At 37.4% G+C, this 12,403-nt stretch carries 11 protein-coding genes and 1 riboswitch; of the genes, 9 read left to right on the forward strand and 2 right to left on the reverse strand.

Annotated elements, in window-relative coordinates; all coding sequences use genetic code 11:
• The first annotated feature begins 1 nt into the window (after position 1).
• From cyoB to JHT90_RS00885, 6 genes are all read left to right on the forward strand, one after another.
• Positions 2–2,056 carry a cytochrome o ubiquinol oxidase subunit I gene (gene cyoB, locus JHT90_RS00860; RefSeq protein ID WP_201092957.1) on the forward strand — a complete coding sequence of 685 codons (2,055 nt, stop codon included), beginning with the start codon at positions 2–4 and terminating at the stop codon, positions 2,054–2,056.
• Complete coding sequence (gene cyoC / locus JHT90_RS00865) at positions 2,053–2,721, forward strand: cytochrome o ubiquinol oxidase subunit III (protein ID WP_201092958.1); 669 nt, start codon at positions 2,053–2,055, stop codon at positions 2,719–2,721. The genes cyoB and cyoC overlap by 4 nt, the downstream gene beginning before the upstream one ends.
• Before the next feature lie 11 nt (positions 2,722–2,732).
• Positions 2,733–3,095 (forward strand): cytochrome o ubiquinol oxidase subunit IV, encoded by a 363-nt coding sequence (cyoD, locus tag JHT90_RS00870; RefSeq protein ID WP_201092960.1) that lies wholly within the window; start codon positions 2,733–2,735, stop codon positions 3,093–3,095.
• 13 nt (positions 3,096–3,108) lie between these two features.
• The gene (cyoE, locus tag JHT90_RS00875) at positions 3,109–3,969 is read left to right on the forward strand and encodes a heme o synthase (protein ID WP_201092962.1); all 861 of its coding nucleotides are present in this window, start codon (positions 3,109–3,111) and stop codon (positions 3,967–3,969) included.
• A gap of 125 nt (positions 3,970–4,094) precedes the next feature.
• Positions 4,095–4,246, forward strand: a riboswitch (FMN riboswitch).
• A 195-nt stretch (positions 4,247–4,441) separates the two neighbouring features.
• Positions 4,442–5,116 (forward strand): 3,4-dihydroxy-2-butanone-4-phosphate synthase, encoded by a 675-nt coding sequence (gene ribB / locus JHT90_RS00880; RefSeq protein ID WP_201092964.1) that lies wholly within the window; start codon positions 4,442–4,444, stop codon positions 5,114–5,116.
• 248 nt (positions 5,117–5,364) lie between these two features.
• Positions 5,365–6,759, forward strand: a complete 1,395-nt coding sequence (locus tag JHT90_RS00885; RefSeq protein ID WP_236253997.1) for an MFS transporter — start codon at positions 5,365–5,367, stop codon at positions 6,757–6,759.
• A gap of 13 nt (positions 6,760–6,772) precedes the next feature.
• Here JHT90_RS00885 and JHT90_RS00890 read toward each other — a convergent pair whose 3' ends face one another.
• Both JHT90_RS00890 and JHT90_RS00895 read right to left on the reverse strand, forming a co-directional pair.
• Entirely contained in the window at positions 6,773–8,689 is a 1,917-nt protein-coding gene (locus JHT90_RS00890) for an ATP-binding cassette domain-containing protein (RefSeq protein ID WP_201092972.1), read from the reverse strand.
• A gap of 160 nt (positions 8,690–8,849) precedes the next feature.
• Positions 8,850–9,128 carry a DUF5339 family protein gene (locus JHT90_RS00895; protein WP_201092974.1) on the reverse strand — a complete coding sequence of 93 codons (279 nt, stop codon included), beginning with the start codon at positions 9,126–9,128 and terminating at the stop codon, positions 8,850–8,852.
• A 165-nt stretch (positions 9,129–9,293) separates the two neighbouring features.
• On the opposite strand from JHT90_RS00895, the gene rpe reads away from it, so the two are divergent.
• The 3 genes from rpe to trpE all read left to right on the forward strand — a co-directional run bounded on the left by rpe (position 9,294) and on the right by trpE (position 12,398).
• Positions 9,294–9,968, forward strand: a complete 675-nt coding sequence (gene rpe, locus JHT90_RS00900; protein WP_201092976.1) for a ribulose-phosphate 3-epimerase — start codon at positions 9,294–9,296, stop codon at positions 9,966–9,968.
• Entirely contained in the window at positions 9,968–10,651 is a 684-nt protein-coding gene (locus JHT90_RS00905; RefSeq protein ID WP_201092978.1) for a phosphoglycolate phosphatase, read from the forward strand. Before rpe ends, JHT90_RS00905 begins: the two co-directional genes overlap by 1 nt.
• 271 nt (positions 10,652–10,922) lie before the next feature.
• A complete protein-coding gene (gene trpE / locus JHT90_RS00910; protein ID WP_201092980.1) occupies positions 10,923–12,398 on the forward strand; it encodes an anthranilate synthase component I in 1,476 nt (491 codons plus the stop codon).
• The last annotated feature ends 5 nt before the right edge of the window (positions 12,399–12,403 follow it).

The raw sequence follows: 12,403 nt of genomic DNA on the forward strand, positions 1-12,403 counted from the left end.
TATGTCGGGTTTTCATAGTGGAGACTTAAATCCAGACAAATATAATAACCTCACAGGTTATTTGTCGCTGGATGCAATTCCAACAAACGAACCTATCGTTATGTGGACGATTGGTGTCGTTCTTGTTTTAGGAGTTGTTGCATTAGCTTTAATTACTTTCATGGGTTGGTGGAAACCACTCTGGAAGGATTGGTTGACTTCTGTTGACCATAAGAAAATTGGTATCATGTATATCGTGGTATCTGTGTTAATGTTGGTACGTGGTTTTGCTGATGCGTTAATGATGCGTACTCATCAAGCAATGGCTGCTGCTACCCCCCATGTGGATGGTGTAACAGCTGGTTATTTACCACCTGACCACTACAACCAAATTTTCACTGCCCATGGTGTGATCATGATTTTCTTCATGGCTACTCCATTATTGTTTGGTTTAATGAATATTCTTTTACCACAACAAATTGGTGCACGTGACGTTGCTTTCCCATTCTTAAATAACTTCGGTTTCTGGTTAACAGTTGCTGGCGTTATCGTTTGTAACATCTCTTTAGGTGTGGGTGATTTCGCAACGGGTGGTTGGTTAGCTTATGCCCCTGAAATGGGACTGGAGGGAGCGCCTACTGTAGGTATGAATTACTACCTGTGGAGTTTGCAGCTTTCTGGTGTGGCGACGACAATTGGTGCAATTAACTTTATTGTTACTATTTTCAAAATGCGTGCGCCAGGCATGACTTTAATGCAAATGCCTATTTTCACTTGGACATGTCTTGCTGCTAATATTTTAGCTGCTTGTATTTTCCCAATCTTAACTGTTGCTTATGCATTATTAACGTTAGATCGTTATTTCGATTACCACTTCTTCACCAATCATATGGGTGGTAACGCGAAAATGTATATCAACTTAGTATGGGCATGGGGTCACCCTGAAGTATACTTCTTAGTATTACCTGCATTTGGTATTTACTCTGAAATTGTGCCTGTATTCTCTGGTAAACCACTATTCGGCTATAAAACAATGGTTTATGCGACAGTAGCAATCATTGTACTTAGTCTTTTAGTATGGGGTCACCACTTCTTCACCATGGGTGCTGGCGGTAACGTTAATGCCTTCTTTGGTGTTATGACGATGATTATTGCCATTCCAACGGGTGTGAAAGTATTCAACTGGATCTTCACCATGTATGAAGGTCGAGTCCGCTTTACATCACCTATGTATTGGATTGTTGGTGCATTAGTTACGTTCACTATCGGTGGTATGACAGGTGTTATGTTATCTGTTCCTCCTATCGATTTCGTGGTACATAACAGTTTATTCTTAGTAGCTCACTTCCATAACACTATTATTGGTGGTGTGGTATTTGGTTACTTAGCAGGTGTTGTATTCTGGTTCCCTAAATGGTTTGGCTTCAAAATGAACGAGAAGTTAGGCAAATGTGCATTCTGGGGATGGTTGATTGGTTTCTACTTATCATTCATGCCATTATACGCATTAGGCTTTATGGGCTTAACTCGTCGTATGAGTCAATTCCAAACAACTGAATATGCTACCTATTTCATTATTGCAATGATTGGTTCATTCTTTATCTTAATCGGTACAGTATGTTTAATCCTTTCATTACTTGTAGGTATTATTCAACGTAACCAAACTCGTGACTTAACAGGTGATTCATGGGGCGATGGTCGTTCTTTAGAATGGTCTATTTCTTCTCCACCTCCTATTTATAACTTTGCTGTTATTCCAAAAATTTATGGTATCGATGCATTCCATAAGTTAAAAGAAAAAGGTGAAGCTTATAAACGTCCTGAGAAATATGAAGCGATTCATATGCCTAAGAATACAGGTGTAGGTACTATTATTGGCATTCTAACTGCTATATGGGGATTTGCTATTGTTTGGCATATCTGGTGGTTAACTATCGTTGGATTTGGTCTAGCAGTATTGACCTATATTATCTATACATTCAGCGATGACACTGACTACTATATTCCTGCAGAAGAAGTAGAACGCATCGAAAATGAACGTTTTGAGAATTTAGCAAAGGCAGGTATTAAGTCATGACAACTGATACTTTGAAAAATCCTGTGCATGGAGCAGAGCATGGTCATCATGATCATGACTCTAGTTCTATAACAATTTTCGGTTTTTGGATATATATTCTTACCGATTTAATGATCTTTGGTTGTTTGTTTGCCGTGTATGCTACTCTTGATCCATCTTATGGAGTGGCGATGTATTTTCCATCAATGGTAAATGCAGCAGGTCAAACCGTACCATTCAATGCTAAAGAACTGTTTGAACTACCATTTGTATTAACTGAAACGTTTATCTTACTGTTCAGTAGTATTACTTATGGTTTTGCAATGGTTGCTGCTCACAAAAATAATAAAGGCCAAGTAATGTCTTGGTTATTAATTACTTTTGTATTAGGTGCAGCGTTCATTAGCATGGAAGTGTATGAGTTCCATCACCTAGTAGCAATGGGTAATGGTCCAAGCACTAATGCAACTATGTCTGCGTTCTTCACTTTAGTGGGAACTCACGGATTGCACGTAACTTGTGGTCTAGTGTGGATGTTAGTGATGATTGCTCAAGTAGCAGGTAAAGGTTTAACTAATAAAGTTAATACACGTTTATCTTGCTTAAGCTTATTCTGGCACTTCTTAGACATTGTTTGGATTTGTGTATTTACTTTCGTTTACTTGAAAGCATACGCTTCATTTTAAGGAGTTATGTAATGAGTGATCATAATACATCATCAGGACATGGCACAGTATCAAGCTATTTAGTTGGCTTTGTATTAGCTGTCATTTTAACAGTTATTCCATTTTATATGGCGATGACTGGTACTCCTAATTTCTTTATATTAGTAGTATTTGCTGTAGTGCAAGTAATTGTGCATGTTGTATGTTTCTTACATATTGACTATTCACAACCACAGCGTTGGCATTTGATGACCTTTATCTTTGCTGTAGCAACAATTCTCATAATTGTTATTGGCTCAGTATGGGTAATGGAAAACTCAATGAAGAATATGATGAGTGATAAACAACATCATAGCATGCAAATGATGCATCAGAGCATGAGCACAGATAAGTAAGAGGTATACTACAATGCTAAAGAAGTATTTGCTTATCACTAAACCAGGCATCATTTTTGGTAATTTGATTGCTGTTATTGGTGGATTCTTTTTGGCTTCTCAAGGTCACTTTGATTTCGCTAAATTGGTGGCCGTGATGATCGGTACTTCTTTAGTTGTAGCATCGGGTTGTGTCTTTAACAATTATGTTGATAGAGATATTGATTCAATGATGGAGCGTACCAAGAACCGTGTGATGGTAAAGGGTTTAATTTCTCCTACCATCGCACTTATCTATGCAACAGCTTTAGGTGTTGCAGGTGCGCTTACTCTTCACTTTTTTACTAATGATCTTGCATTAGGCTTTGCCATTATGGGCTTTGTTGTTTATGTAGGATTGTACACCCTTTATTTTAAAAGAAATTCTGAGTATGGCACTATTATTGGTAGCCTATCAGGAGCCGCACCGCCAGTAATCGGCTATTGTGCAGCCAGTGGACAGTTTGATTTAGGTGCAGCTATTTTGTTATTAATTTTCTGCTTATGGCAAATGCCTCATTCTTATGCCATAGCGATCTTCCGTTTTAGTGATTATAAGGCAGCTGAAATACCTGTACTGCCAGTAAAACGCGGTATTAACATTGCTAAACGTCATATTGTAGGTTATATCGTAGCCTTCGCTGCTGCGGCTGTATCATTGTATATCTGTGATTACGCAGGTATTGGCTTTTTAATAGTCACAGGTTTAATCAGTGTTTATTGGTTATTTATTGCTGTTAAAGACTATAGTAAAGCAAATGAAGTACAGTGGGCTAAACGACTATTTATGATCTCTATTCTTGCCATTACTGTATTAAGTGTAATGATGTCTTTTGAAGTTAATTGGGTGCAATAATTTAAAGCATTTGAGAACTTTTCTTTCAATATATAATAGTCTTATATATTTTTATATAGCTATCTTTTCTATTTGACTACCAAGCTTTTGGTTGTTTTCATTTTTTATAAATAAGCGTATTATAAAAAAGTCTTCAGGGCGGGGCGAAATTCCCCACCGGCGGTAAATCTATCACAGATAAGCCCGCGAGCGCTTTGTTATGATCGTTGTAAGAAAGGCAGCTGATTTGGTTAAAATCCAAAGCCGACGGTTACAGTCCGGATGAAAGAAGATGCATCTCAGCAATATTAGATTCATTGCTAAACAATTTTAGATGAGGTGAATGCATAGTTGTTCATCAGCATATAAAGGTGTAGAGCAATAGATACAGTTGTTGTTCTGTAGCTTTTGGCTGTGGGAACAATAGTTCTTATAGTCATGCCCTGAAACGTTTATCGCCCATTTTTAATATTATTTGCGAGGAGCGTTTCAAATGTTAACTTTTTTACATGATTTTCCAAGAATAGCTGCTGCTATAAATGCTTATCAGCAAGGCTTGCCTGTATTACTATTAGACGACAATTATCGTGAGGATGAAGCGGATATTGTGGCGGCGGCTGAAAATATTAGTATAGAAACTATGGCGCTAATGATTCGTGAAGGAAGTGGTATTGTTTGTCTTTGTTTAACAGAGCAAATAGCAGATGAACTAGCCTTAATGCCAATGGTTGCTAATAATCAATCACGTTATCAGACAGCTTTTACTGTTTCTATAGAGGCAAAAGAAGGCGTTTCAACAGGTGTATCAGCTAAAGATAGAGTCACCACTATTCAAGCAGCTTTATCTTCTAATGATCAACATAGAAATATAGTAAGCCCTGGCCATATATTTCCATTACGTGCAAGACAAGGTGGAGTATTAGAGCGTCGTGGTCATACCGAAGGCTCAGTGGATATTGCTTGGCTAGCAGGTTTAAAACCAGCAGCCGTATTATGTGAGCTAACTAATGCTGATGGTACTATGGCTAAAGGGCAGCAAGTAGAGGATTTTGCAAAGTTGCATAATATACCCATATTAACGATAGAAGAATTAGTGCAGTATTTTCTATTAATACAAACTCGGCAGACTCATCAGCAACCAATAGCAGCAAAATCAGTGGTGGTTTAAACTACGACCAAAAATATTAATCATTAGTTTATATCCCTACTTTTATTAAGTAGGGATATTTTATAAATTTTAGTCAATTATAAAGGTATTGATAGCAATAGATGGCTAGGTAAATAATAGCTTTTCATGTATAGTTAGCAGCTTTCACATAATTTATTTTGAGAAAGGTATGTGATAGGAATAATTTCTAAATAATACATCCTATAATCGCTTTCTGTTTTCTATGATATTACCTTGAGAAGTACCCTATGTCGTCAACAAATCACCCTGTTGAGCAAATGAATCCAACAGAAATTCGCGCAACCTTTGGTTTATCCTTAGTGTTTGCATTCCGAATGTTGGGGATGTTTATGGTATTGCCTGTGATGGCAATATATGGACAGTCTTTGCAAGGTGCAACACCTGTCTTGATTGGCTTGGCTGTAGGTGCATATGGCTATACGCAAGCACTGCTACAAATACCTTTAGGGATAATTTCTGACCGCGTGGGTCGACTACCTATTATTTTAATTGGGTTGTTATTATTTCTGTTAGGCAGTATTGTTGCTGCTATGTCTGATACTATTTGGGGTGTGTTAATTGGTCGTGTTTTACAGGGCACAGGTGCGATTTCTGCTGTAGTGATGGCTCTATTGTCTGATTTGACACGTGAGCAACATCGTACTAAAGCAATGGCTTTTATTGGTATGAGTATTGGAGCTTCTTTTGCTATTGCAATGATAGCAGGGCCTATTCTAGCCAGTTATTTTGGATTGCATGGATTATTTTGGTTTATTGCAGTAATGGCAGCAATAGGCTTTTTGCTAATGGCTTTTGTAGTTCCAAGACCTAATAAACAAATATCACGACGTGATGCAAGTGTGGCTAAGAGTGATTTTTTACCCACTCTAAAAGATTTAGATTTATTTCGGTTGGATTTTTCTATCGCTGCTGTGCATATAGTAATGATGGTAAATTTTATGGCATTACCAATAGTGTTGGTGAATGAATCTGGTTTGCCTAAAGAGCAACATTGGTGGGTATATTTGGTGGCTTTTGTTGGGTCAGCATTTGGTATGATTCCAATGATTATTTATGGTGAGAAGAAGCGAAGGCTACATCAAGTATTAATTACTTGTGTTGTTATTTTGTTGTTATGCAGTTTATTCTTTTTGTTGCACCATCCTTCATTATGGGCTTTATTAGCTGGTATTTTAGTGTTTTTTATAGCGTTTAATACTATTGAAGCATTATTGCCTTCCATGGTGAGTAAAGTAGCGAAGGCTGGAGCAAGAGGGACTGCTATGGGTATTTTCTCAACCAGTCAGTTTCTTGGTGCAGGTATCGGAGCTTCATTAAGTGGGGTGTTAATTAAATTTGGTGGTTTGCCTGCGGTATTTATAGGCAGTTGCGTTATTTGTATTATTTGGTTATTGGTTATTCTGAAGATGAAAGAACCTCCCTATGTAACCAGTATTCGCTTAGCTTTAACCAGTGATCAATTAGCTAACCAGCAATTAGTACCTTATTTAATGCAGCAGACAGGTATCAGTGATGCATTAGTAGCTCTTGATGAATCGGCTATTTATGTAAAAGTTGATAAAAAATTAATCAAAGCTGATCAGTTGCAGACATTAATAGCCTCTGCCCCTAAAAACCTATAAAAAAAGTGATAGTTTAGTCAGTTATTTTAGCAAGCTCTTGTTGTAATGTTTCTAGCTGTTCTAAGGCCATTAACCAACTTTCTTCTGTTGTAGCTTGTTGTGCCTTTAGACTAGTTTGCTGTTCTAATAGTTTTCGTAATTGGTCTTTTTGGGTTGCTTCATACAGGCTTGTATCTGCTAATTGCTGTTCAATAGTAGCAAGTTGATTTTGAATCTTTTCTAATTCTTTTTCTAATTTATCCGCTTCTTTTTTATAAGGAGCTAATTTTTGTCTTAGGTTGGCAGCTTGTTGACGTTGAGCTTTTTTATCAACTTTTTCTTCAACTACAGTAGTATTTTGATTAGTAGGTTGTTGTTTAGAGCGATAATCTATTAACCAACGAGTATAATCATCTAAATCACCATCAAAAGTTTCAATTTTACCGTTAGCGACTAGTAAAAATTCATCGGTAGTGCTTTTTAATAGATGACGATCATGGGATACCACTAAAACAGCCCCTGAGAAATCTTGCAAAGCCATTGTTAATGCGTGGCGCATTTCTAAATCAAGGTGATTGGTTGGTTCATCCAGTAATAGCAAGTTAGGTTTTTGCCATGCAATCAGCGCTAATGCTAAGCGTGCTTTTTCACCACCAGAAAAATTAACCACAACTTCATCACAGCGATCACCTTTAAAGTCAAATCCACCTAAGAAATTACGTAAAGTCTGTTCCCGTTCAGTCGGTGCTATTCTTTGAAGGTGTAATAATGGACTGGCTTGATTATCTAAAGCATCTAATTGATGTTGAGCAAAGTAACCAATAGCAAGATTTTCGCCTTGAGTTTCATGTCCTTTGATTAGCGGTAGTTCGCCTGCTAATGTTTTAATTAGAGTGGATTTACCTGCACCATTAGGACCTAATAATCCCACTCTTGCACCAGGCATAATTTGTAATTTAACAGCTGAAAGTACAGTTTTATCTGTGTACCCTAGGCTGGCTTCTCTTAAGCCTAATAAAGGGCTTGAGATTTTGTCTGACTCTCGGAAGCTAAAATTAAAGGGAGAATCCACATGAGCAGGTGCTAAATCTTCTAGTTTTTCTAACGCTTTAATACGACTTTGCGCTTGGCGAGCTTTGGAGGCTTTAGCTTTAAAGCGTGTGATAAAACTTTCCATGTGTGCACGTTGAGCTTGTTGCTTTTCAAAGGCCTGTTGTTGCTGCGCTAAGCGTTCTGCTCGAGTGCGCTCAAAGGCTGAGTAGCCGCCTCTATAAAGAGTAAGTTTTTGTTGTTCTAAATGTACGATATGATCAACAACACTATCCAAAAAATCTCTATCATGGGAGATAAGAATTAATGTGCCTTGATAACCTTTTAGCCAATCCTCCAACCAGATAATAGCATCTAAGTCTAAGTGGTTGGTGGGTTCATCTAACAGTAATAAGTCAGAAGGGCACATAAGGGCTTGAGCAAGGTTAAGGCGCATTTGCCAGCCACCCGAAAAGTGTTTAACAGGCTTTTCCATTTCTTCATTAGAAAATCCTAAGCCTGCTAATAAGCGGCGTGCCCTTGCATCAGCGGTATAGCCATTGGCGTTATCCCAATCGGTGTGAAGATGGGCTAATGCTTCACCATCATGGTTAGCTTCTGCTTCAAAAAGTTGTTGTTGAATAGATCTTAAATGAGTGTCGCCATCTAACACATAATCAACAGCAAGCCGCTCTAAATCTTCGATTTCTTGGCGCATATGAGCAATACGCCATTCTTTTGGAATATAGAGATCACCACCATCTAAGCTCAATTGACCTTGTAATAGGGCAAATAGACTGGATTTGCCAGCACCGTTAGCGCCAATAAAGCCTATTTTTTGGCCTGGATGTAAGGTAAGGCTAGCATCATCTAATAATATTTGAGGGCCGCGTTGTAATTTAATATGTTCTAATCTAATCATAATGGCGCGCAGTTTAGCAGATTTGCTATTAACTCAATATAGCAATAGTAACAAAACTAGTGGTTATTGTGTTTGCGAAGTAACTAGCTATTTTATGAAAGAGAAGGGGAGGTATAAAATAAAGCCAATCTAGTAAATAGCTTGGCTTTAAGTAGACTGCTTACTTAGGATGTATTTGCTTCATTTGTGCAAAAGAATTATTTGCTGCTTTACATGTTTGGATAGCTTGATCTGTAGTTAAGCTTTTAAGACTTTCTTCAAGTTGTTTACGAGCGTCTTTAAATTGTCCTTTAACTTGTGCAGGAATATGATCTTGCTTTTCAAGTTGAGTGATAAACTCATCATATTCTTTTAGGGTAGTTGTACATTCTGAGGGAATGCTATTACCACAACCTGCAAGAATTAACCCACAAAAAGATACAGCTAATAATTTTTTCATTTGATAAATCCTATTATCAGTTTGTTATTAATAGTAAAATTGTATTAAGTATGTTATTTAAAAAATAAAACGCTTAACATTAAAAGGTAAAATGTTACACTTTATAGAGTTTATAGTAGTCGTTTATTCTTAATTAAACCTTAAATGGGTGATGAGGTTCTTCTTATGTTTCCCTATGCTATCGCTCCTTCAATTTTATCTGCTGATTTTGCTCGTCTAGGGGCTGAAGTTGAAGAGGTATTAGAGGCAGGAGCTGATATAGTGCATTTTGATGTGATGGATAATCATTATGTGCCTAATTTAACAATAGGCCCAATGGTTTGTAAGGCCTTACGTAAATATGGCGTCACAGCACCTATCGATGTTCATTTAATGGTAAAACCTGTAGATCGTATAATTGGTGATTTTATTGAGGCTGGTGCTACTTATATTACTTTCCATCCTGAGGCTTCTGAGCATATAGATCGCTCATTACAGCTAATTAAGTCGGCTGGTTGTAAAGCAGGTTTGGTTTTTAATCCTGCTACTCCATTAGATGCTATTAAGTATGTGATGGATAAGCTAGATATGATTTTATTAATGAGTGTAAACCCAGGATTTGGTGGACAAAAGTTTATACCTAATACCTTACAAAAATTAAAAGAAGCCCGTGCTTTAATAGATCAATCAGGTTTGGATATACGCTTAGAAATTGATGGTGGTGTCACTGTTGATAATATCGCTGAAATAGCTAAAGCAGGTGCAGATACTTTTGTGGCAGGATCAGCTATTTTTAATACAGCCAATTATCAACAAACAATTACTGCTATGCGTAACGAGTTGGCGCAGGTAAATAATTGATGAATGTATTACAACAACACTACCAAGGCACATATCCAAAGTTAATTATGTTTGATTTGGATGGTACTTTGGTCGATTCTGCGCCTGATATAGCTATTGCTGTTAATAAAACATTACAGGATTTAAATTTGCCAGCTGTTGCTGAGGAAAGTGTTAGAAACTGGGTAGGAAATGGTGCAGATATATTAATTCGTAGAGCTTTAACAAATGGTGATGATAACAACTCTATCGATCAAGCCCTATGGGATAAGGCTTTTAAGTTATTACTAGAATATTACCCCTATCATCATAATGCTAATTATATATATCAAGGGGTAAAGCCTTTTTTAGAGTTTATGCAGAAACAGACAGTTAAAATGGCAGTAGTCACTAATAAGCCCGTTGTTTTTGTTGAGCCATTGTTAGTAGAGTTAGAAATTAATCAATATTTTCAATGGATTGTAGGTGGCGGTAGCTTGCCTCAAAAAAAACCTGCACCAGAGCCATTATTATATGTATTACAGCAGGCCAATATAATGGCTGAGCAGGCTTTGTTTATTGGTGATTCGAGAAATGATGTAAGGGCTGCTAAAGCAGCTAATGTCCCCTGTGCTGCCTTAACCTATGGTTATAATCATGGTGAGTCGATTGCCGTAGAAGATCCTGACTGGGTAATCGATGATTTAAGAGATTTGTTAAAATAATTAAAAGATATTGATTAGGACGAATTGTTGAAAATTTTTGTTAAAGAAAGGTTGATTCTAAATTAAAGCTGCGGTACTGTAACTACTATCAATTTTTAATCTATCCTTTAAGGATCAAACAAACGTGGTAAACAAAAACACATTTTGGATGAGAGTTATTAAGGCACTAGCCCGTTGGCGTTGGCGCGCCTAATGCTAATTAGGCCGCATACGGCCGCCCAGTTTTTTACCAAATGTGTTTTTATAGTGTTTATCCAATGAGGTTTGATTCATGTCCCCTGAACAATTTAAAGCATTAGCTGAACAAGGTTACAATCGTATTCCTGTCGCTGTGGAAACGTTGGCTGATTTTGATACCCCTCTTTCAATTTATCTAAAATTAGCTGATGGTCCTAATAGTTTTCTTTTAGAGTCTGTGCAGGGTGGTGAGAAATGGGGGCGTTATTCTATTATTGGTTTACCTGCACGTACCGTATTGCGCGTTAGAGGATATCATGTAGAGGTTTTTACAGATAATAGACTGGTACAAAGTTTAGATGTAGAAGATCCCTTAGATTTTGTAGAAAAATTTAAAGATGCTTATAAAGTAGCTCCTATTTCTGGCTTGCCCCGTTTTAATGGTGGTTTGGTTGGTTATTTTGGTTATGACTGTGTACGTTATGTGGAGAAAAGACTAGGACCATGTCCTAATCCTGATCCATTAAATAATCCTGATATAGTATTACTTGTAGCTGATAAAGTAGCTGTTTTTGATAATCTTGCTGGTAAGCTATATTTTATTATTTTGGCAGACCCTAGCCAAGAGCAGGCTTTAGAGAAAGCTCAGGATGAAATTAAAAGCTTAATCACAAGATTACGTCAACCTGTATTCCCTCGAGCAGGATTAAAACTAGATGTTCCTGAAGGTAAAGAGTTAAATTATACAGCTAGCTTTACCCAACAAGATTATGAAAAAGCAGTAGAGGTTATTAAGGAGTATATTCGTGCAGGCGATTGTATGCAGGTTGTGCCTTCGCAACGGATGTCAGTAGCTTTTGATGCTGCGCCTATTGATCTTTATAGAGCATTGCGTTGTTTTAATCCAACACCTTATATGTATATCTTTAACTTCACCGATTTCCATGTGGTTGGTAGTTCTCCAGAGGTATTGGTGAGGGTTGAAGATGAGTTAATCACGGTACGCCCTATTGCAGGTACACGCCCAAGGGGTAAAACAGCAGAAGAAGACGTTGCCTTAGAAAAAGATTTGTTGAGTGATGCGAAAGAAATTGCTGAACATTTAATGTTAATTGATTTAGGCCGCAATGATGTGGGTCGTGTGTCGGAAATTGGTAGTGTTAAAGTTACTGAACAGATGATTATCGAGCGTTATTCTAATGTAATGCATATTGTATCTAATGTAACAGGGCAATTACGCAAAGATTTAACAGCGATGGATGCATTAAAAGCTATTTTACCCGCAGGTACTTTATCTGGCGCTCCTAAAATTAGAGCTATGGAAATCATTGATGAAATAGAACCAGTAAAACGCGGAGTATATGGTGGTGCTGTAGGCTACTTAGCTTGGAATGGCAATATGGATACTGCTATTGCAATTCGTACAGCCGTTATTAAAAATGGTGAATTACACGTACAGGCCGGCGGTGGCATTGTTGCAGACTCTGTGCCTGCCTTGGAGTGGGAAGAAACCATTAATAAGCGTAAAGCGATGTTTAAAGCAGTTATCTTAGCTGGTCAAACGAAGTAAAGGAG

The organism is Entomomonas asaccharolytica, from assembly GCF_016653615.1.
GTDB lineage: Bacteria > Pseudomonadota > Gammaproteobacteria > Pseudomonadales > Pseudomonadaceae > Entomomonas > Entomomonas asaccharolytica.

Bases quoted from the DNA above. Each gene is read 5' to 3' on its own strand.
- cyoB (WP_201092957.1), top strand. From the start codon at position 2: ATGTCGGGTTTTCATAGTGGAGACTTAAATCCAGACAAATATAATAAC.
- cyoC (WP_201092958.1), top strand. From the start codon at position 2,053: ATGACAACTGATACTTTGAAAAATCCTGTGCATGGAGCAGAGCATGGT.
- cyoD (WP_201092960.1), top strand. From the start codon at position 2,733: ATGAGTGATCATAATACATCATCAGGACATGGCACAGTATCAAGCTAT.
- cyoE (WP_201092962.1), top strand. From the start codon at position 3,109: ATGCTAAAGAAGTATTTGCTTATCACTAAACCAGGCATCATTTTTGGT.
- ribB (WP_201092964.1), top strand. From the start codon at position 4,442: ATGTTAACTTTTTTACATGATTTTCCAAGAATAGCTGCTGCTATAAAT.
- JHT90_RS00885 (WP_236253997.1), top strand. From the start codon at position 5,365: ATGTCGTCAACAAATCACCCTGTTGAGCAAATGAATCCAACAGAAATT.
- JHT90_RS00890 (WP_201092972.1), bottom strand. From the start codon at position 8,689: ATGATTAGATTAGAACATATTAAATTACAACGCGGCCCTCAAATATTA.
- JHT90_RS00895 (WP_201092974.1), bottom strand. From the start codon at position 9,128: ATGAAAAAATTATTAGCTGTATCTTTTTGTGGGTTAATTCTTGCAGGT.
- rpe (WP_201092976.1), top strand. From the start codon at position 9,294: ATGTTTCCCTATGCTATCGCTCCTTCAATTTTATCTGCTGATTTTGCT.
- JHT90_RS00905 (WP_201092978.1), top strand. From the start codon at position 9,968: ATGAATGTATTACAACAACACTACCAAGGCACATATCCAAAGTTAATT.
- trpE (WP_201092980.1), top strand. From the start codon at position 10,923: ATGTCCCCTGAACAATTTAAAGCATTAGCTGAACAAGGTTACAATCGT.